The organism is Xylophilus rhododendri (genome assembly GCF_009906855.1).
Taxonomy (GTDB): Bacteria; Pseudomonadota; Gammaproteobacteria; order Burkholderiales; family Burkholderiaceae_C; genus Xylophilus; species Xylophilus rhododendri.
Window position 1 is genome coordinate 1,035,731 of sequence record NZ_CP047650.1, and the last position, 20,981, is coordinate 1,056,711.

The 20,981-nt window shown below is 68.1% G+C and carries 15 protein-coding genes; 7 read left to right on the forward strand and 8 right to left on the reverse strand.

What is annotated here, in order from left to right; all coding sequences use genetic code 11:
- Positions 1-4: 4 nt before the first annotated feature.
- The 7 genes from GT347_RS04705 (at position 5) to GT347_RS04735 (ending at position 7,246) form a co-directional block, all read left to right on the forward strand.
- A complete protein-coding gene (locus GT347_RS04705; RefSeq protein WP_160550859.1) occupies positions 5-631 on the forward strand; it encodes a hypothetical protein in 627 nt (208 codons plus the stop codon).
- A gap of 443 nt (positions 632-1,074) precedes the next feature.
- Complete coding sequence (locus GT347_RS04710) at positions 1,075-1,554, forward strand: hypothetical protein (RefSeq protein WP_160550860.1); 480 nt, start codon at positions 1,075-1,077, stop codon at positions 1,552-1,554.
- A 104-nt stretch (positions 1,555-1,658) separates the two neighbouring features.
- On the forward strand, positions 1,659-2,126 hold the full coding sequence (locus tag GT347_RS04715) for a hypothetical protein (RefSeq protein ID WP_160550861.1): 468 nt from the start codon (positions 1,659-1,661) through the stop codon (positions 2,124-2,126).
- 321 nt (positions 2,127-2,447) lie between these two features.
- Positions 2,448-4,370 carry a potassium transporter Kup gene (locus GT347_RS04720; RefSeq protein ID WP_160550862.1) on the forward strand — a complete coding sequence of 641 codons (1,923 nt, stop codon included), beginning with the start codon at positions 2,448-2,450 and terminating at the stop codon, positions 4,368-4,370.
- Positions 4,371-4,615: 245 nt separating this feature from the next.
- Positions 4,616-5,284, forward strand: a complete 669-nt coding sequence (locus GT347_RS04725) for a hypothetical protein (protein WP_160550863.1) — start codon at positions 4,616-4,618, stop codon at positions 5,282-5,284.
- A 690-nt stretch (positions 5,285-5,974) separates the two neighbouring features.
- Positions 5,975-6,274, forward strand: coding sequence for a hypothetical protein (locus tag GT347_RS04730; RefSeq protein WP_160550864.1), 300 nt, complete (start codon positions 5,975-5,977; stop codon positions 6,272-6,274).
- A 114-nt stretch (positions 6,275-6,388) separates the two neighbouring features.
- Positions 6,389-7,246 carry a hypothetical protein gene (locus GT347_RS04735; RefSeq protein ID WP_160550865.1) on the forward strand — a complete coding sequence of 286 codons (858 nt, stop codon included), beginning with the start codon at positions 6,389-6,391 and terminating at the stop codon, positions 7,244-7,246.
- 39 nt (positions 7,247-7,285) lie between these two features.
- Here the strand turns inward: GT347_RS04735 and GT347_RS04740 are convergent, their stop codons facing one another.
- From GT347_RS04740 to glgA, 8 genes are all read right to left on the reverse strand, one after another.
- Positions 7,286-7,606, reverse strand: coding sequence for a hypothetical protein (locus GT347_RS04740; RefSeq protein WP_160550866.1), 321 nt, complete (start codon positions 7,604-7,606; stop codon positions 7,286-7,288).
- Complete coding sequence (gene clpB, locus GT347_RS04745) at positions 7,599-10,235, reverse strand: ATP-dependent chaperone ClpB (protein WP_160550867.1); 2,637 nt, start codon at positions 10,233-10,235, stop codon at positions 7,599-7,601. The genes GT347_RS04740 and clpB overlap by 8 nt, the downstream gene beginning before the upstream one ends.
- A gap of 47 nt (positions 10,236-10,282) precedes the next feature.
- Positions 10,283-12,736: a hypothetical protein gene (locus tag GT347_RS04750; RefSeq protein WP_160550868.1), complete on the reverse strand. Its 2,454-nt coding sequence runs from the start codon at positions 12,734-12,736 to the stop codon at positions 10,283-10,285.
- Between the two features lie 154 nt (positions 12,737-12,890).
- On the reverse strand, positions 12,891-15,389 hold the full coding sequence (locus GT347_RS04755; RefSeq protein WP_160550869.1) for a hypothetical protein: 2,499 nt from the start codon (positions 15,387-15,389) through the stop codon (positions 12,891-12,893).
- 14 nt (positions 15,390-15,403) lie between these two features.
- Positions 15,404-17,647: a hypothetical protein gene (locus GT347_RS04760; RefSeq protein ID WP_160550870.1), complete on the reverse strand. Its 2,244-nt coding sequence runs from the start codon at positions 17,645-17,647 to the stop codon at positions 15,404-15,406.
- A 353-nt stretch (positions 17,648-18,000) separates the two neighbouring features.
- Complete coding sequence (locus GT347_RS04765; protein ID WP_160550871.1) at positions 18,001-19,050, reverse strand: alpha/beta hydrolase; 1,050 nt, start codon at positions 19,048-19,050, stop codon at positions 18,001-18,003.
- A 132-nt stretch (positions 19,051-19,182) separates the two neighbouring features.
- Positions 19,183-19,395: a hypothetical protein gene (locus tag GT347_RS04770; protein ID WP_160550872.1), complete on the reverse strand. Its 213-nt coding sequence runs from the start codon at positions 19,393-19,395 to the stop codon at positions 19,183-19,185.
- 74 nt (positions 19,396-19,469) lie between these two features.
- A complete protein-coding gene (glgA, locus tag GT347_RS04775; RefSeq protein WP_160550873.1) occupies positions 19,470-20,939 on the reverse strand; it encodes a glycogen synthase GlgA in 1,470 nt (489 codons plus the stop codon).
- Between the last annotated feature and the right edge of the window lie 42 nt (positions 20,940-20,981).

Sequence of the window (20,981 nt, forward strand, 5' to 3'; positions counted from 1 at the left end):
AAGCATGAAAATAAGCGATTTACAAAAGATCTTGTTATGTTTTTTGTATTTTTTCGGTGACAGCCAACTTGCATTTGCAACTTCCGACGGTTCTACCGAATTAATGGGCAAAAATAATCTGGAGAAATTTGATGCGGCAAACTTTGCAAAACTCCAGTCCTTGGTTGGCAGTAGTGGGCGCGAGTTAATTGAAAATCTTGCGAAAAACCATGAACCCCAGTATAAACTCGTAGATGTTTGCGCCGGAACCTTTAAAAATCAAGGCAATTTAGATGTGGGTCTTGCTTTGCTAAATTCAGAAAAAAATGAATTGATTTATGCAATATTACTACAAGAATCCGGCTATAAGAATATTATGGTTTTATCAAAAACGGAAGTTGCCATGTCGGCCCAAGGAGTGTTTAGCAAGCCGCCAGGCGTTCGATGTGAATCGTGGACATCATTAGAAAGAATTTCCACTACTTACAGGAAACTCGCGGAATATTCGGCGTCAGGCTCAGATTTAAAGCCCACCAATAAAATGGATGCTTTTTGCGTTGTACCTTCCGTCTCATTAGCCACTTTTATTTGTCATTCGTATTCGTCGATCAAAAATAAATTCCTGCCGATAGGAGGCTGGTACAACGACTGAGTCTGAATCTGCAATTTGCCGCATGGCCAACTATCAAAACCATCAGACCAAAATAGATGCGATCGTTAATCGCTTAAAAGGTTTGCAAACCAGCTGCGCCACACTTCCGCCGCGCCGGTTAAGCCAGCGACACCCTTCGGCACTTGTCAGGGCTTAGCGCCGCTCGGCATTGAATGTCGGCGTTAGCCGGCCGCAAGCCTTTTGAGCAGCAGAAGAGACACATATTCCTGCATTGCTAGCTACTACGCTTCACTTTCTACAAATTGTCCAGCAGTGACACCATCGTAAGTTGCGCCCTATTCTTAGCCAGTTGCTGGCAATACGCTCTGATGCAGCCGGACTGCTGCTTGACCCGCCAACTGGATGCTTGACCTCGGCCCGAGTGCTGGCCTCAAGCTTCTTAAATGACAATTTCAACAACCCTCGATAATACGGAGGCCAAAATGGTGATGCAGGCCCGAGAAGTTAACACCAAAACAATAGCATCAGTCACATTACAAGTGCTAAAAACAAAAATTTTTCCGTTAGCGAGTTTGGCAGCGGCAGCACTCAACAGCCTCGCGTCAGATGCAGATATTTTTGGATTGTACAAATCAACGGATGCATATCGTGCCGAAATGTTAATTAAGCCATGGCATGGCGAGCTACGCATAAACTTTATTGGCGGATCAAGCACAAAAGCGGGTGCAAATACTTCGGCAGATTGCGAGGCAGTAGCAGATGGGAAAATAGACAAAGGCATAGTTCGCGCAAAACTAATTCCTTTCGAAGGAACAAAAAGCTCCTTGAGCCAATTAGATATTGACAAAATGAATAACCACATTGAAATAAAAATCCATCGAAAGAATGCAGTGGTAACCGGATCTTTTGAATATTGCGGGTTAGGAAATTCACTGTCCGGCAACTATAGAAAAATATATTGACTTGATACATGCCAACATGTGTGGCGCAAATTTAAGCGGCCGTCATTTCGACCAAGCCGGCTACACACCCAATGAAATCAGCTTGAATATTCTTAGAAAAAAAAATGAAGGCTTATGCAGTAGCATTGATGATTTTTGGTTTAACTCAAAATTTTTCGACACACGCGGAAAACATGACATGTGATGGGATACAAAAAAGCTCCCAACACAAGCTATCTATCAAAAGGTATCAATCAAAAATTATTGAAATATCGTACAAATCCATGACTTTGGATTCGAGTAAATACACGTGCGATCTGACATTTAACCGCAATAATCCCGAGTCCGGCGTGGTGTGGAAAGACTCGCCTGATGGGAGCGCATTAAATATCGTTGATGACGCGGGAAATCAAGCGTTAAACATTGAAATCATGCAAGCCGACAGCAAACACATATCTATAAGTATTGATGGATTGAACTCACCCGCAGGGCACATTTTTGCATGCGGGCTGAATGGATACTTGTCCGCAAACATTAAAATTCAAAGCGATAATGCTGCTTGCATTTTTGAAAGCAAAGCAACACGAGATTAAAAAAACTTAGCCAGACAAAATTTGCCCTAAATATAAATACAAGCTCTTTCAGTCAGGCGCTTTGTTCAGTTGTTCGACTGATACGCACACCTCATTAGAATACGAGGAAAGATATCTTTAACTGCGAAAGAAATAGCCGGCAATTGAGGCTTTCGCGAATTGACGATACCGCTTATGGGCAGCAGCGACATCGATAAGTCGCCGCGATAAATGGCAACTGGCCAACTTCCATTCGCCGCCGCCAACCCTACGCCAGTAGCGGTGACGCATTCGCCCCGAAGCGCAACGCCCCACCCCACCCACGCTCAGCTAAGCTGCCGCATGGCCTCCTCCCCCGCCCTCCCCTCCTCCCCGCCCCAAGGCCACCACAAGACCGCCACTTCCGCCCTGACCCTGGGCGCCCTCGGCGTGGTCTTTGGCGACATCGGCACCTCCCCGCTCTACGCCTTCAAGGAATGCCTGAGCCCCGAGCACGGCGTGCTGATCGACCGCGGCGCGGTGCTCGGCCTGCTGTCCCTGGTCTTCTGGGGCCTGATGCTGGTCGTCACGCTGAAATACGTGGTCTTCGTGTTGCGCGCCGACCATGACGGCGAGGGCGGCATCCTGGCCCTGGCAGGGCTGGCCAAACATGCGCTGGAGGCCGGCAGCCGGGCCCGGCCCTGGCTGTTTCGCAGCGTCTCGCTGATGGGGCTGGTGGGCGCGGCCATGTTCTATGGGGACAGCCTCATCACCCCGGCCATCTCGGTGCTGTCGGCGGTGGAAGGCATCGAAGTCGCCACGCCGCATCTGCGGCACTGGGTGGTGCCGATCACGCTGGCGGTGCTGGTGGCGCTGTTCGCGGTGCAGCGCTACGGCACCGCGTCGGTGGGGCGCATCTTCGGGCCGGTGATGGTGCTGTGGTTCCTCACGCTGGCGGTGTCGGGGCTGGCGCAGGTGCTGCAGCATCCGGGCATTCTCGAAGCGCTGGATCCGCGCTGGGCCCTGTCCTTCATGCGCCACCATGCGCCGCAGGCCATCGGTGTGCTGGGCGCGGTCTTCCTGGCGTTCACCGGCGGCGAGGCGCTGTATGCCGACATGGGGCATTTCGGCGCCCGGCCGATCCGCCTGGCCTGGAGCTTCATCGCCCTGCCCGCCCTCACGCTCAACTACTTCGGCCAGGGCGCGCTGGTGCTGCACGATGCCGGGGCCGCGGCCAATCCCTTCTTCCACCTGTTCCCGGACTGGGCCACGGTGCCCATGGTGGTGCTGGCCGCCTGCGCCACGGTCATCGCCTCGCAGGCGGTGATCTCCGGCGCTTATTCGATGACGGCGCATGCCATGCGCATGGGCTACCTGCCGCGCATGCGCATCGTGCAGACCTCGGGCGATGCCATCGGGCAGATCTACCTGCCGGGCGTCAACTGGGTGCTGATGGCGGGTGTGCTGGCGCTGGTGCTGGCCTTCCGCAGCTCGGGTGCGCTGGCGGCGGCCTATGGCATCGCGGTGTCGGTCACCATGCTGGCGACCACGCTGCTGACCGGCATCGTCGCCTGGCGGCTGTGGCGCTGGAACGGCCTGGCCGTGGCCACGGGCGTGGCCCTGTTCGCGCTGGTGGACCTGGTCTTCATCGGCGCCAACAGCGTGAAGATCGCCGATGGCGGCTGGCTCACGCTGGTGGTGGCGGCGCTGGCCATCTTCGTCTTCGTGACCTGGTCGCGCGGCCGGCGGGTGGCCGAGGCGGCGGCGGCGGAGGAGCGGTTTCCGCTGGCGCCCTTTATCGAAAGCCTCACCCAGTACGGCATGCCGCACCGGGTCAAGGGCACGGCGGTGTTCCTGACGGCCGATGCCGACAGCGTGCCCCATGCGCTGCTGCACAACCTCAAGCACAACCAGGTGCTGCACGAGCGGGTGGTGGTGATGGCGGTGCACGCCGCGCCGGTGCCGCGGGTGGATGCGGGGCGGCGGCTCGAAGCGCAGGACCTGGGCTCGGGCGTCTGGAAGGTCAACGTCAGCCACGGCTTCACCGAAACGCCCGACGTGCCCGAATACCTGCGGCTGCTGGCCTACCGCCAGGGCCTGCAGATCGAGGCGATGGCGACCTCCTTCTTCACCTCGCGCGCCTCGGTGGGCACCGGCCGGCTCGATGGGCTGAACGCGCTGCAGAAGACGGTGTTCGCCTGGATGCAGCGTAATGCGGCGCGCGCGCCGGACTACTTCGGCCTGCCCGGCAACCGGCTGATCGAGATCGGCCGGCGCGCGACCTGAGGGGTTTTCGTCGGTGCTGACGGGGCCTTCGTGTCCCGCGGACTGGTTCGTTGCGGCTTCCCAGAATGGCCCCAGCCCCCCTGCCGGCGGGGCGCCACTGGAAACCCGATATGCACATCAACCGAAGCCCCCACGCCCAGGCCCCCAGGGCCATGCCGCCGCACCCGAACGGACACGACGACCCCGGCCCGGCGGACGCGGGCGACGCCGGCCCGACGCCTTCACCCTCTGAGCACGTCGCAGCCATGAACCGGCTGCGCGCCACCGGCAGCTGCTGGGCCGGCCCGCAGCAGGCAGCACTGAGAGACCTTCTCGACCGGATCGACTCGGTCGCCACCATGGACCCGCGCGACGCGCCGGCCATGCAGCAGTCGCTCCAGGAGGCGATGCAGGCGCTCGGCATGCCGATCGAGGTGCAACACGATCCCGACGCGCTCGCCCGAATCAACATGCGTGTGTCGCCCCCGCCGATGCAGACCCTGCTCGGCTGCCTCTTCACCATCGCCCGGGACGAAGACGGCGCCCGCGCCAACCAGCAAAAACGCGACCTGGCCTCGGCCATGCACGAAGCCGCCCATCGATACGCCGAGGGAACATGGCCTTCCACCGCCTTCCCGGTTCCGAGCTCAGCGTTGACCGAGCAGGACTCGCCCAGGCTGCAGACCTATTGCGAAGCCTTCTGCGAACGCTTCTGCCATGACCGGACGATCGGCCGGATGCCGAGCGAGTGGCACCTGAAACCCTTTTTACTCCTCTTCCGCCCTCCGGCCGGACCGTACCAGTTGGGCTGGGTCATGAGCGACGCGTTGCGCGCGGCGGTGCAGGCCCATCCCAAGGGGCCGAACTGGTCCAGCGAGAACGAGCAGCGACTGCTGCATGCCCTGGAGGACATCGCCCGGATGTGGAGCGAGTGATGCACAAACGAAGCCTGAGTTCCGAATCCCTCGACAGCGCGGTCCGCTGGAACCTGGTGGCGCCAGCGCTTCGGCCCCAGCGGGCACAGGAGGCGCAGGCGGCCGCCTTGCCGGCCCCGCCGAAGGCGCCGGTCAATCCCCACATCGCCGCGCTCGATGCGATGGACACGGACAGCGCTGCTTTCCCGCCAGCGCCGCCATCCCAGCCCTCCCCCACGCAACGTCCGGTGCCGCGTGCCCTGCTGCGCGATCTCGCCCGGCTGTCGTCGGCGCCGGCCGAGGAGATGGAGCCGTTGCGGCAAGCCATCCTCGCCGGGCTGCGGGCAATCGACCTGCCCACGGCCGCCTGCCAGGATGCAGGCGTCATGTTCCGCCTGGAATGCAATCCGGCCGAACTACCCCCGCCCTTGCCGCTGGCCAGCCTGCTCGGCTGCCTGGAAGACATGGCCGGCTGCCAGCCGCACTGGCCGGCCTGGCCCCGGGGCCGGGTGGCGGCCGCGCTGGCCGCGAACATCCTGATCCACGTGCGCCAGCCCTGGTGTCCGGACTACTTCCTACCCAGGCCCGATATCGCAGCACGACGGCCTGCGCCAGCAGCAGGTGGCGCAAGGCGATGCAGCCCTCAGCACCGATGCCGGCACGCGGCGACACGCGCTGCCGATACCCTCGTCCCACCCACGACGAGCCGCCATGCTGGCCCTGCTCGCCCGCATCGACCCGGTGGCCGGCATGCGCAGCCTCGAAGCCCCCGCCGTGCAGGAAGCCATCCTCGACGCCATGCGCCAGGCCGGCATCCCGGCCGAGGTGGACTACCACCCGGCCGTTCTGCAGCGGCTGCTGTGCGGGGACGAATCCATGCCGCTGCAGACACTGCTCGGTTGCATGGCCGACCTCGCCCAGCATCCGGAAAGCGAGCGCTGCACCCGTGACAAGCGCCTGCTCGCCGAGGCGATGAGGAAAGCCGTGGTGCGGCTGTGCTGGCAGACCTGATTCGCCTGCACATCCCGCACCTTCGCATGCGGCCGGCAGGCCCGCCGCGGCTTTCCAGAATGAGCACGGTCATAGACGACGACGGCACCTATCTGGAAAACCGACATGCAACCCATGATCAGCAACAGCACTTCCCATCTCGACCGGCCGTCCACGGCCGCTCAGCTTGCGCCCGCAGCCCTTGCACACGAGGATGAGGCCGCCCGCCCTGTGCCCTTGCCCGACCGGCACCTGGTCGAAATGGGGGAACGGGGGCAACTGGGGCAACTGGGGCAACTGGCCATCGCCCGCACCCGGCGACGAATGCAGCAGGCGGCCCTCAACGCCTTGCTCCAGGAGATCGAGAAGGTGGCGACCATGCCCAAGCGCAATGCGTTCGCCGTGCAGGAGGCCATTCTGGAGAAGATGGGCGCTGCCGGCCTGCACGCCGAGGTCAACTACCAGCCCGGCGCCCTGGCACGGCTGCCCGACGATAACGCGAACCAGACGCTGCAGGTCCTGCTGGGGGTCATCGCCAGCATCGCCCAGTCGCCCGGCGGCCCGGCCTCCGACCGGGCCAAACGCCTGCTGGCGGAGCGGATGAAGCAGGCCGCCGAAGCCGCCGTGGCGATAGAACCAAACGACGAAGAAGAAGACCCGCCGGTCTATGACTTCGCAGAACCGCCAGTCCATCCGGCAGAAAACCCGCCCTCCTATGGCTCTGTCCTGTGGGAGCACTACTGCGCCGATTTCTGCGCACGCTTTTGCAGCAACGCGATGCTCGACGCCCAGCCGAACGACCTGCAGGTGCTCGGCGCGCTGACCAGCTTCCGGCCCTCGGCCGGACGGCCTTACGACATGGACTGGCTGATCGGCACGGAACTGCTGAAGGTCATCCGCGAGAGGCCCCTGGGCCCGGACTGGTCGCAAGCCAACCGGGACCGGCTGGAGAAGCTGCTCGCCAGCATCGGGCGGCATTGGGGTGGCTGGTGATACCGCAGCCAGCCGTTCCGGACTTGAAACCGGGCAGACCTACTTCGGCGTCACATCCGTGACATCGGCAGCGGGGAACCGCCGCCGCGCCTCGGCCTGCTCGGCCGTCTCGGCCGCCGCCGGCTGGGCCCCGCGCCGGAAGGCCGAGGCCTGGCGCCACACCGCCATCGGATCGGTGCGCAGCACCCAGGGCGCCACCGGCCGGCCGGTCAGCCGGGCCCAGGTGCGGCGCACCGCCCACACGCAGAACAGCACGAGGACCGCGCACAGCGCGGCCAGGGCGAACACCGCGCCGGCCGCCACCAGCACCAGCTTGATCACGGCCAGCAGCAGCCGCTGGCCCCAGGTCGGCTCAGGCATCGGCCGGGCTTTCCTGGGCGATCTCGCCGTCGGTGGCCTGCACGTCGCCGAAGCGGAACACGCCCGGCTCCAGCACCGGATCGACCGACACAGGGATCACGCTCTTGGGCGGGAATTTGCCCTGCAGCAGCAGCTTCGACAGCGGGTTCTCGATGCGCTGCTGGATCGCACGCTTCAGGGGCCGCGCGCCGAACACCGGATCGAAGCCCACCTTGGCCAGCTCCGCCAGCGCCGCCTCGCTGACCTGCAGGTGCAGGTCCATCTTGGCCATGCGCGCCTGCAGCACCTGCAGCTGGATGGCGGCGATCGAGGCGATGTTGGCGGCGTCCAGGCCGTGGAACACCACCGTCTCGTCGATGCGGTTCAGGAACTCCGGCCGGAAGTGGTTCTTCAGCTCGTCCCACACGGCTTCCTTGATGTCCGCCTGGTCGCGCCCGGTCATCGCCTGGATGATGGGCGAGCCGATGTTGCTGGTCATCACGATCACGGTGTTCTTGAAGTCCACCGTGCGGCCCTGGCCATCGGTGAGGCGCCCGTCGTCGAGCACCTGCAGCAGCACGTTGAAGACGTCCGGATGGGCCTTCTCCACCTCGTCGAGCAGCACCACGCTGTAGGGCTTGCGGCGGACGGCCTCGGTGAGATAGCCGCCTTCGTCGTAACCCACGTAGCCCGGCGGCGCGCCGATCAGCCGGGCCACCGAATGCTTCTCCATGAACTCGCTCATGTCGATGCGGATCAGGTGGTCCTCGCTGTCGAACAAAAAGCCCGCCAGCGCCTTGCACAGCTCGGTCTTGCCCACGCCGGTGGGGCCCAGGAAGAGGAAGCTGCCGGTCGGCCGGTTGGGGTCCGACAGGCCCGAGCGCGAGCGCCGGATCGCATCGGCCACCGCCCGCACGGCCTCGTCCTGGCCCACCACCCGCTGGTGCAGCTTGTCTTCCATCTGCAGCAGCTTCTCGCGTTCGCCCTGCAGCATCTTGCTGACCGGAATGCCGGTGGCGCGCGAGACCACCTCGGCGATCTCCTCGGCGCCGACCTGGGTGCGCAGCAGCGTGGGCTTGGACGATGCGCCCTTGCTGGACTCCGATTCCTCGGCTTCCTTCAGCTTCTTCTCCAGCTGCGGCAGCTTGCCGTACTGCAGTTCGGCCACCTTGTTGAAGTCGCCCTTGCGGGTGAACTCGCTCATCTGGAAGCGGATCTTGTCGATCTCCTCCATCACCTGCTTGGAGCCCTGGGCCTGCGCCTTCTCGGACTGCCAGATCTCGTCGTAGTCGGCGATCTGCTTCTGCAGCTCGGCGATCTGCTCCTCGATGATGGCGAAGCGTTTCTGCGAGGACTCGTCCATCTCGCGGCGCACCGCCTCGCGCTCGATCTGCAGCTGGATCAGCCGGCGGTCGAGGCGGTCCATCACCTCGGGCTTGGAGTCCATCTCGATCTTGATCTTGGCCGCGGCCTCGTCGATCAGGTCGATCGCCTTGTCGGGCAGGAAGCGGTCGGTGATGTAGCGGTGGCTGAGTTCGGCCGCGGCCACGATGGCCGGGTCGGTGATCTGCACGCCGTGGTGCACCTCGTACTTCTCCTGCAGGCCGCGCAGGATGGCGATGGTGGCCTCCACCGAGGGTTCGCCCACCAGGATCTTCTGGAAGCGGCGCTCCAGGGCGGCGTCCTTCTCGATGTACTTGCGGTATTCGTCCAGCGTGGTGGCGCCCACGCAGTGCAGCTCGCCGCGGGCGAGCGCGGGCTTCAACATGTTGCCGGCGTCCATGGCGCCTTCGGCCTTGCCGGCGCCGACCATGGTGTGCAACTCGTCGATGAAGACGATGGTCTGGCCTTCGTCCTTGGCCAGTTCGTTGAGCACGGCCTTCAGGCGTTCCTCGAACTCGCCCCGGTACTTGGCGCCGGCCAGCAGCGCGGCCATGTCGAGCGAGAGCACACGTTTGCCGCGCAGCGAATCCGGCACCTCGCCGGCCACGATGCGCTGGGCCAGGCCTTCGACGATGGCGGTCTTGCCCACGCCGGGCTCGCCGATCAGCACCGGATTGTTCTTGCTGCGCCGCTGCAGCACCTGGATGGCGCGGCGGATCTCCTCGTCGCGGCCGATCACCGGGTCGAGCTTGCCGAGGCGGGCGCGCTCGGTCAGGTCCATGGTGTATTTCTTCAGGGAGCCGCGCTGGGCTTCGGCGTCGGCGCTGTCCATCTTCTGGCCGCCGCGCACGGCTTCGATGGCGGCTTCCAGCGACTTGCGGGTCAGGCCGTTCCTGCGCACGGCCTCGCCCAGGTCGGTCTTGGCATCGGCCAGGGCCAGCAGGAAGAGTTCGCCGGAGATGAACTGGTCGCCGCGTTTGATGGCCTCCTTCTCGGTGGCCTGCAGCAGGCTGGCGAGGTCACGGCCCACGGTCACGTCCTGGCCCTGCACCTGGGGCAGCTTCTGGATGGCGGCATCGGCCGCCTGCGCCAGGCCGCCCACGTTGGCGCCGGCGCGCTCCAGCAGCGCACGCGGGCCGTCGTCCTGGCCGGCCAGCGCCGCCAGCAGGTGGGCCGGCTCGATGTAGCCGTGGTCGTTGGCCAGCGCCAGGCTCTGGGCGTCGGACAGCGCTTCCTGGAATTTGGTGGTGAGTTTGTCGGTTCGCATGGATGAAAAATCTCCTGCGGTCCAACTGGCGGCCGCAGCCCCGGATTTCAAGAGGCGAAGCCCGCCTGGTAACTGGCCCAGCCGGTGCGCGGGCGCGATCCGTCGTGCAGGTAGAGGATGCTGCCGCCGTCGTGCTGCACCGGCCAGCCCCATTCCGCGGCCAGCTGCGAGACGGCCTGGCGCTTGCGGTCGCCGGCCCGGCCGCCGTCCTGGTGGTGCACGCCGCCCACCGACAACTCGAAGGCATTGAAGGCCGGTGCGCCCGCGGCGGTCCTGCGTCGCGCCAGGTGTTTCAGCAGATCCTCGAAGACCGGGGTGGAGAGATTGTGGGCATTGATCTCGGCCCGGCGCTGCTCGGGCAGCAGGCGGCAGGAGGCCGGGCGGCCTTCGGTCAGCAGGCGCAGCGCCGTCTGCAGCATGGATTCCGGGTCCGATGCCTGGCCGCCGTCCGGCCAGGGCTCGCCGGCCAGCCGGGCCAGCTGGCGCGCGAGCGAGGGCACCGGCGCATGCCCGGCATGCGGCGCGACGGCGCGCAGGGCGCTGGCCAGCCAGGCGGCCATGTCGTCGGCGCTCTGCTGGCGCTCGGTTTCGGAAAGCTTGCGATAAGCGGACATGTAGTCCAGCCGCGCCTGCTGCACCGCCTGCCGGAATTCGTCGGCGGGCGCGGGATGGCCGGCTTGCCGCGCGGCCTCGTTCTCCCGGTTCAGGGCTGCCAGCCGGCCTTCGAGGGCCCGCAGGGCGCGCCGGGCGAGATCCGGCGGCACGGCCGGCAAGGCCTGCAGGAAACGCTCCAGGCCCTTGCCCATGCAGAAGAGCCGAAAGCCGGCGGCCTTGCCGTCGTCCGGACCGCGCGCGGCGAAATGTTCGAACACGGCGGCGGCCAGGCGGGTGCCGGGCGCGGTATCGCTGCGCACCCAGGCAGCGTCGAGCATCTCGCGCAGGGCGATGAAACCCAGCGGCGGCGTGCCGCCGGCGCAGCGCTCCACCAGTGCCGCCATCGCGTCGAGCAGCGCGGCGGCGACCGGTGCGGGCTCGGCCAGCAGCAGCGTGCGCAGCTTGCGCCGGTAGAGGAAGTCCTGCAGCACGGCCGCGGCCTCGGCCGGATCGGCCCGGGCCGCATCCTGCAGGCGCGGCAGCGCCGCCGCGGCCCTGAGCGTATGCAGCGCGGGCGGCGCCGGTGCCGCGGGCGGGGACGGCCGCGGCGCCCGCCTGCGGCCGGCGGAGCTGAACGGGGTGGCGGGAGGCGCGGTGTGCGGGGCCTCGCCGGGCACGGCCCCGGGCAAAGGCTCGGGCTTGGGCCGCGCCTTGTTCTTGCGCCGCCGGTTCGCGCCGGACCGGGCGTCCGGCAGGGGCTCCGCCACGGCTGCCGCCTGCACGGGCTTGCGCTCCGCGGGGTCGTCGATGCCACGCTCGTCGAGCCAGCCCACCAGCGTATCGACCAGGTTCGCCCAGCGCACGAACAGCAGCTGCGTTTCCCGCTCGGTATGCGCGGTGGGAGGACCGATGCGCTCGGCCTGCAAGGTGCGCATGGCCCGTCGCTCGCGGGCGATGGCGGTCCGCACGCCCGGCGGCTCCTCGCGGCCCGCGAGGCCGGCCTCGTGTTCGCAGAGTGCCGCCAGGGCTTTTTCGATGCGGTCCATGGCCTCGCCGGCCCACACCGCTTCGCATTCCACCGAGAGCTGCAGGCAGAAGCCGCACAGCAGGTCCATCGCCTCCACCACCCAGTGCAGGGTGTCGAAATGCAGGGGCGGCGAGACCTGGCCGCATGCCAGGGCCCGCGCGCTGGCCGCGGGGTCCTCCACCGGCTCGGGCGGCAGCCGGGGCGGCTGGCCCACCCGCAGGGAGATCGGCCCGATCAGGTCGCTCACCATCGCGCAGATGCCGGCGCAGGCGGCACGCTCCCGGGGATGGCCGGTGGAGAGCCGCTCCTCGATGCGCGCCGCCACGGTGGCCACGCAGTCGGCCAGGTCCATTTCCTGCAGCTGGAACAAGGTCTCGGCCACCAGGGGAAGGCAGGCCTGCAGGGCGGGCTGGAGATAGGTTTCCAGCGACAGCAGCAGCTCCTCCTGCCGCGCCAGTTCCTGCACCGCATTCGAAGCCGCCTGGCGACGCAGGCTGCCCGCGCCGGGCGTGGCGCGTTCCCGGCAGTGCGCGACCTTGCGCCGGAGCCGTTCGCGCTCCTGCATCACCGCGTCGTGGGCGCTGCGCAGGAAGAGCGGCAACTCCAGGACCTGATAGGCCTGGTAGTCGGCGGCATGCGGTCCTTCGCCGGGCGACAGGCGGCGGCGCGCATGCCGTTCCCAGTTCGCGATGAAATGGCGCAGTTCGGCGGGCCAGGTGTTCAGTGGGGCTCGGGACACCAGGAAATCCGCCAGGCGGTCGGAGGGCGCCACGCCGCTCGCGGTGAAGTCGTCCGGGTCGGCTGTCGGCACCGGGGCCGTGCCGGGCGGCGCATCGGGCGGCGGCACCGGGACGCGAACATTGGCAGGCGGCTGGGGCATGCAGCGCGCGACGTACTGAAGGCAGGAGAGATGGGGGAACATGCGCCGGGCCCGGCCGGCTGGCCGGGACATGTCGAAAGCCGCAAGCATCGACGGCGCCACGCCGCCCGCCCATGGACTTCGCCGAAACCAGGCACCGGCAGGCGAAGCCGCATCAGGACGAGGGCGCGGCCGGCGTCCAGGTGGCCCAGCCGGCGCGCGGACGCCGTCCGCGGTGGGCATACAGCTGCGCCGCGCCCTCGTGCTGGAAATGCCAGCGACCATCCAGCGTCGCGGCCCAGCGGGCGACCGCGCTCCACTTGCGGTCTTCCGCGCGGGCACCGTCCTGATCGTGCCGGTTGCCCAGCAGCAGTTCGAAGGCGTCGAAGGCCGCGGAGCCGGACGCCGTGCGTTGCGCCGCCAGATGCACGAGCAGCGGCTCGAACACGGGAGTGCCGAGGTTGTGCGCATTGATTCTGGCGAAGCGCTGCGCCGGCTGCCGCCGGCAGGCGGCCGAGCGGCCATCGGTGAGCAGCCGGATCGCGGCCTGCCGCATCGCCGGCGGATCCGCCGGCCGCAGCGAGGCCGGCCAGGCCACGCCGGCCAGCCGGGCCAGCTGCCGCGCCAGGTCCTGCACCTCGGCGGCCCGGGCATAGGGCGCGATCGAATGCAGGGCGCTGGCCAGCCAGGCCCGCATGTCGTCGGCGCTGGCCTGGCGCTCTTCCTCGGACAGCTTCGTGTAGGCGCGCATGTAGTCCAGCCGCGCCTGCCGCAGCGACTGCTGGAAGTGCCGGGCCAGCCCGAGCTCGCCCCGCTGCCGGGTGGCCTCGTCTTCCTGCTCCAGGCCTTGCAGGCGCTGCTCCAGGGCCTGCAGCGCGGCCAGGCCGGTTTCCAGCGGCGCGGCGGGCAGGGCCTGGAAGAAGCGGTCCAGGCCCCTGGTCAGGCAGAACAGGCGCAGGCCGCCGCTGCTCTGGCGCGCCGTCTGGCCGGCGCAAAAATGCCGGTAGCCGGCATCGGCCAGCGCGGCGCCGGCGGGCCGGTCGGCGGCGGTCCAGGCGGCGTCGAGCAGCTCGCGCACGGCGCTCAGGCTCAGGCGTGGCGAAGCTTCGTCGCAGCTCTGCACCACGGCGGTCATCGCCCGCAGCAACGCGGATGCCAGCTCGGCCGTTTCGGCGCGCAGCAGCGGGCGCAGCCGGCGGCCGCCGAGGAAGCCGTGCAGGCAGGCCAGCGCTTCAGCCGGATCGCCCAGGCTGGCGCGCTGCAGCAGCGGCAGGGCTGCCGCGGCGCGCAGGGGGCCAGACGCGGGGGACGGGCGCGCGGCAGCCGATCGTGCGGGCGGGGCGATGGCCAGGGCGAGGCGCTGCGGCCGGCGAACCACCGGCACCGCCTGGGCCGGCGGCGTGTCTGTCTCGATGAGCGCCCCGCCGGGTGCCTCGTCCGACACGGCTTGCGGCGCCCTCTGCTTTTGCCGCACACGGGCGACACGCACAAGCGGCGGCGACGCCGAAGCCTGCGCCCGGCGCCGCGCCGGGTCTTGCGGCCGCCGTTCACCCAGCCAGTTGCCGAGGCGGTAGACCAGGTTGATCCACTGGCAGAAGAGCGACAGGCTTTGCCGCAGCGACTCGCGCGCGCCCGGGCCCAGCGCCGGCATGCCGATCCGCAGCAGCTGCTGGCGCACCGGCGCCAGCGCCTTGCGTACCCCCTCGGGTTCCTGGCGGTCTTCCAGGGAGTTTTCGTGCTCGCAGAGTTCGCGCAGGACCTTTTCGATGCCACGCAAGCTCGTCTCCACCCAGCCGAGGCACCTCAGCGCCGCCTTGTCGAGGCAATAGCTGGCCACCAGGTCCACCACCTCGTTGAGCCAGGCCAGCTTCTGGAAGTGGATCGGCGGCGAAGCATCTCCCTGCTGCAGCGCCCGCGCCGTCTCCACCGGGTCCTCCACCGGCACCGGCGGCAGCGTGGGCGGATCGCTCATGCGCCGGACCACCGGCCAGATCGCATGGAACAGGTTGAGGATGGCGCGCATCTCGCTGTCCTGCAGCGTCGGGTCGGCGGCCTGCTGGCGCGCTTCGATCAGGGCCAGGGTGGACAGGGCATGCCCGGCCAGGTCGGGCTCTTCCAGGCCGAGCAGCGTCTCCGCCAGGGCGGGCATGCAGGCGTGCAGCGCCATGCCGATATAGGCGCGCAGGGCGAGCAGGCCCTCCCCTTGCAGCTGCGCCTCGCGCTGCGCGGCCGACGCACGCGCGCCGCTGCGTCCGCGGCAGTGATCGGCCTTGCGCTGAAGCCGCTCGGCCTCGGGTTCGTGCCGCATGAAATAGCTCATCAGGGCCATGAACAGGCTCAGCGTCTGGAAATCCTGCCAGTCGGCGGAGCGTGGATGGTCGGCGGGGGCGAGCAATTCGCGAAGGTGGGACTGGTAACCGGCGATGTCCTCGCGGATCGGGGCGGGATACACCTCCACCGGCGGGCAGGCCATCAGGAAAGCGACCAGCCGCTGGCGCGGCCCCGGCGGCAGCGCGGCGAAGTCGCCGGCGGCGGCTGGGTCGTCCGGCGGCAGCTCATCGACCCAGCCGCGCCTGTCGGACGGCGGAGATGGCGGCGGCGTTTGCCGGCCATCGCCATGCGGAAAAATGGCACGCAGCGCTTCATGCGTCGATGGGGATGCGGGGCTGAGCATGAACCCTCCTGCGTTCAACCGTCCCGGGAGGGCTCCACCGGCTCCACCGGCACCCAGCTCGCCCAGTCTTCCCGCGGCCGCTCGCCCCGGTGGGCATACAGCACCGTTGCGCCCTGCTGCTGGAAACACCAGTGCCGGGATTGCGACGCCGCCCAGCGCGCCACCGCATGCCATTTGCGGTCTTCGGCGCGGGCGCCGTCGTCCTCCTGCCGCTTGCCGAGCTGCATGTCGATGGCGCTGAAGGCCGGGCCGCCCGAGTCCAGCCGCTGCTCCTGCAGGTGCTGCAGCAGGGCCAGGAACAGCGGCGTGTGCAGCTTGCGGGCATCGATGCCCACCCAGCGCCGCTTCTTGTCGATGCGGCAGGCCGCGCTGCCGCCCGCCGTCAGCAGATGCAGGGCGGCGGTCCGCATATTGGCCGGCGCGGCCGAGGCGCCGACCGCCCGCACCGCGGCGGCCCAGGCCAGGTCCAGCAGTCCGGCCAGCCGGTCCACCAGCGAGCGCACCGCCGGCTCTCCGGCGAAAGGCGCCACCGCATGGGCAAGGCCGGCCAGCCAGGCGGGCAGGTCCGGGGCGCTGTCTTCGCGCTGGTCTTCCGGCGAGCCGGCACCGCCGCCCCTGTCGTCCAGCCGCCGCTGGCGGATGGCGCGCGGCAGGTCTTCGGACAGCGGCGACCCGTTGCGCTGGACGGCCTGTTCGTCCTCGACGGCCTGCAGCGCCAGGCGGCGCTCCAGCACACACAGCACGGCACGGGCGGTTTCCGGATGGGCGGCGGGAATGGCCTGGAACAGGCGCTCCAGCCCGCCGGCCAGGCAAAACAGGCGGAAGGCCGAGGGGCACTCCTGGGGATGCGGGCCGGTGGCCAGATGGCGGAACACGCCTTCGACCAGGGCCTGGCCCGCTGCCGCATCCGCGGCGTGCCAGCCAACATCGAGCAGTTCACGGATCGCCATGAAACCGAGCTGCGGCGTGCCGGTTTCGCAGGCTTGCACCAGCGCGTGCAGCGTCTGGAGCAGCTGCGTGGCCAGGGGCGCCGGCAGGCCCCGCATGGTGGCGCGCATGCGGCGTCCCTGCAGGAAATCGCCGAGCGCGCCCACCGCCGCCTGCGGGCCTTCCAGCGCCGCGGCCTGCAGCAGGGGCAGCGCGTCGGCCGGCGACATGTCGCGTGTGGAGCGCGATGCGGGCACCGACGGGCGCGGCGGCGCCGGCATCGCGGCGCGCATGACACGCGGGGCAGGCCCGGGACGGGCGGCTGCCGGCGGCTGCGGCGCGGCCTCCATGTTTTCCAGCGGCCCGTCGAGGCCATGACCCACCGGCCCGTCGGGGCCATGCCCCTTCAGCCAGGCCAGCAGATCGGCCATGCCGGTGCACCAGACCTGCAGCGCCTGCAGCAGCGTCGCATCGATGTTCTGCCCCGGCTTCGGGCCCTGGTCGACGATGCTCTGCAGCCAGCCCCGCACCGGCGCGATGCGACTCCAGATGCGGGCGGGCCGGGCACGGCCGGCCAGGCAACAGACGTGGATGCACATGTCCTGCGCGGTGGCCTCGGTGGTGGCCATCGCCTCCTGCACCCAGGCGAAGGCATGGCGCATCGAGACCGTCGTGCAGTAGCGCACCAGGCAGCAGACGGCGCCGCGCAGCCATGCGGCCCTTTCGAACTGGAGCATGCAGGCCCGGTAATCGCCCGGCAGCGGCATCCCGCGTGCCGACTGGTCGGCCGGGCCGAAATCGGGCGGCTCGGTCCAGCCCTGCGGAACGGCATGGCGCAGCATGACGGCACGGATGGCGCATCCCATCAGCATCCACTGCGCCTGGTGGCGCCTGCGCGGCGGCTCGCCGCACAGCCGGCCGCCCGGCTCCAGCAGCGCCCGGCCTTCCTGCACGAAGGCGGCCACGTCCCATTCCCGCAGCTCCTCCAGCACCTGCTGGGTGAGCGGCAGCAGTTCGACGATGGCGATATGCAGGTAGCAACTCAGCGCCTGCAGGACCGTGCGCAGGCGCTCGACTTCCTGTACCGATGGCGGCGGCGTCGGCGCCCGGCCGCGGCGCGGGCAGTGCTGCGTCGGCTGCTCGGCCTGCAGCAAGGCCGTGTCGCGCATGCGCAGCTCCTGCGCAAGGCAGGGAATCAGGAACAGCACCTTCAAGGAGCGGTATGGCTCCTGCGGCGCCGCTGCGTCGGCCAATGCAGCCGTCGAGGCCAGCATCTCCTGGAACAGTTGCAGGAACTGCCGGAGTTCCGCCGGGTAATAGCCCGCACTCACGCGGCTGGCGGAGAAATTCCGCAGCCTCTGCCACGGCAACGGGGGCGGCGACGGCAGCGCGAAATCCGGCTCGCCTGGATCCATCGGCAGGGCGCGCATCCTGGCCGGATCGATAGTGGCCAGCAGCACCGCCCCTTTGGGTGCCAGGCCGCATCGATCGGCATGCCGGGCGGTGTGACGCAAAACCTGCGGGGGATGGAACCTGACGGGGGACGCTGGAAATGCCATGGACGGAGCACTGCGAAAGACGAGGTGCCATCAGCATCCCGCCCCGCCGGCCCGCCGCCCATCGGGCCCCCGAACACCCGCCCGAGGGCGCGAAACTGCCGCCCGGCGGCCGCGCGCCCGGGTCTTTAGTTGCCGAAGGATGCCCGCAGGCGCTCGGCCGCGAAGGCCTGGGCCTGGCGCGCCTTTTCCAGCACGGCGGCGGCGCCGAAGAATTCGTGGGCCACACCCTCGTATTCGCGCCGCTCCACCTCCACGCCGGCATCTTCCAGCGCATCGAGCAGCTTGGCGCCGTCGCTGCGCAGCGGGTCGAGCCGGGCGTTGACGATGGTCACCGGCGGCAGGCCCTTGAGGTCGGCGTCGATCAGCTGCAGGCGGGTGTCCTTCAGGTCTTCCGGCGAACGCACCAGGTGGTCCACGAACCACTTCACCATGGCGCGGTTGAGCGGCTTGGCGATGGCGTTTTCCAGATAGGACTCGGTGTTGAGGCTGGTCTGCGTGACCGGGTAGACCGACAGCACATGCACCGGCCGCTGCAGGCCGGCCTCGCATGCGGCGATGGCGGTGGCCATGGCCAGGTTGCCGCCGGCGCTTTCGCCGGCCAGGGCCACGCGTGCGGGATCGCCCTGGATGGAAGCGGCATGCTGCAGTGTCCAGCGGTAGGCGGCCAGGGCATCGTCCCAGGCGGCGGGGAACCTGTGTTCCGGCGCCTGGCGGTAATCCACCGACACCACCACCGCGCGCGCCTGCGCGGCCAGGCCGCGGGCGCCGGCGTCATAGACATCCTTGTCGGCGATCACCCAGCCGCCGCCGTGGAAGTAGACGATCACCGGAAAGGGGCCGCTGCCCTCGGGCGTGAAGATGCGGGCGGGCAGGCTGCCGGCGGCGCCGTCCAGCGTGGTGTCGTGCGAACGCACGCCGGGCACCAGCTGTTCGGGCTCGGTCGGCCGGCCCTGCTGGCGCAGCAGCGTCTTGACCGCGTCGGCCGCGGTGGGCTGGCGGCGCGCTTCGGGTACGTCGAGTTTCTCGATCGCCTTGGGATGCAGGCTCTCGTGGGCCTTGGCCAGGGCCAGCTGGTCATCGTCCGCGCGCATGGCGGCGACCGCGTTGGACAGGGCATTGATCACCGGGTTGGGTTCGCCGTGGTGGTCCTTCTTGTCGAAATCTTCTTCGCTCATGGACAGCTCCTGGAGGTGTGGGCGCCGACCGGGGTGGTCGGCCATGCCCTCACCTTCCGGGCTGCGGCGGACCGCTGCTGTCGGACGGCTGCCCGAGGCACGGTACGCGGGCGTATGCCGCGACCGCCGGTCTCAGTAGCGGCTGGCCGGCGAGCGGCCGTTGCCCTTGCGAAAGCCGCTGCTGGGCACGCCGGCCGGATCGTTGCGCCGGGCCAGCTTCAGCCGGGCGGCCGCCTCCCGCACCAGCACCCGCAGGTTGCTCGCGGATTCGGCCAGCAGGACGGAGTCCTGGAAATCGCCGGTCGGCGTCTTGGCCGGCGGCGGCGCTGTCTTGTTTTTGGGCATGCGGTTCGGTCCGGGGAGTGGGGGCAAACCTCAATACGCCCCAAACTGGCGCGCGGATTCAAACCCGCACGAATTCAGGTGTCCGATGCGCCGATCTGGGGCCGCAGGTTGCGGTAGAGGGCGTCGTAGGCCCGGGCGCTGTCCTGCCAGCCGAAGCCGCCGCGCATGCCGTTGTGCTGCAGCGCCTGCCAGATGCGTTTGTCGGCGAAGGCCGAGCGCAGACGCTCCAGCCCCAGCAGCAGCGCGCCGGGCGTGGCCTGCGGCATGACCACGCCGGTGGCGCGGTCCACGCCGGCGGTCAGGTCGACCACCGAATCGGCCAGGCCGCCGGTGGCATGCACCAGCGGCACCGTGCCGTAGAGCTGGCTGTACATCTGGTTCAGGCCGCAGGGCTCGAAACGCGAGGGCATCAGGAAGGCGTCGGCGCCGGCCTCGATGCGGTGGGCCTGGCTTTCCGAGAAACCGATGTTGATGCTCACCTGCTGCGGATGGGCCAGCGCGGCGGCGGTCAGCGCCTGCTGCAGCGCCTGGTCGCCCTGGCCCAGCACCACCAGTTGGGTGCCCTGCTCCACGATCCAGGGCAGGGCCTCCACCACCAGGTCGATGCCTTTTTGCGGCGTCAGCCGGCCGACCAGGGCCAGCAGCAGCACATCGGGCCGCTCGGTCAGGCCGAACTCGCGCTGCAGCGCGGCCTTGCAGACGGCCTTGCCGCCCATGCTGGCGGGGCTGTAGTTCTGCGGCAGCAGGGTGTCGGTGGCGGGGTTCCAGATATCGGTGTCCACGCCGTTCAGGATGCCGTGCAGGCGGCTGGCCCGCGCCTGCAGCACGCCCTGCAGGCCCATGCCCAGGGCCTCGGTCTGGATCTCGCGGGCATAGGTGGGGCTGACGGTGGTGACGGCATCGGCGAAAGAGAGCCCCGCCTTGAGCATCGACAGCTGCCCCCAGTACTCCACGCCCTGGGCGCCGCGCCACTCGTAGGGCACCTGCAGCATGTCGGCGTCCCACATCGGGAACAGGCCCTGGAAGGCCAGGTTGTGCACCGTCATCACGCTGGCGGCCACCGGCTGGCCGGTGCGCTGCGCGGCCAGCCACAGGTAGAAGGGGGCCATGCCCACCGTCCAGTCGTGGCAGTGCAGGATGTCGGGCTGCCAGGCCTGCCAGGGCGAATCGGGCCCGGCCAGCCGCGCCGCCACCCAAGCCAGGAAGCCGAAGCGCCGGGCGTTGTTGGGATGGTCGTTGCCGCGGCTGTCCACATAGGGGCCGCCGCCATGGCCGAACAGCTCCGGGCATTCCAGCAGCAGCAGGGTGACGCCGCCGGGCTGCTCCACCGCCGTGAGCCGCGCCGCCGGCCAGCCGTCGGCGGCGGGCCAGTCGAGCACCGCATGCCGGTCGGTCAGCGTGGCGAAGCGGTCGTAGGCGGGGATGAGCACATGGACGTCGTGGCCGAGGGCGCTGAGCGCGGCTGGCAATGCCCCGCTGACGTCACCCAGGCCGCCGGTCTTGATCCAGGGGGCGAATTCGGGAGTGGCGAAAAGTATCTTCATCGAGAGCGGCGGGGCTGCGGCATGGTGAGCAACCATCATGCC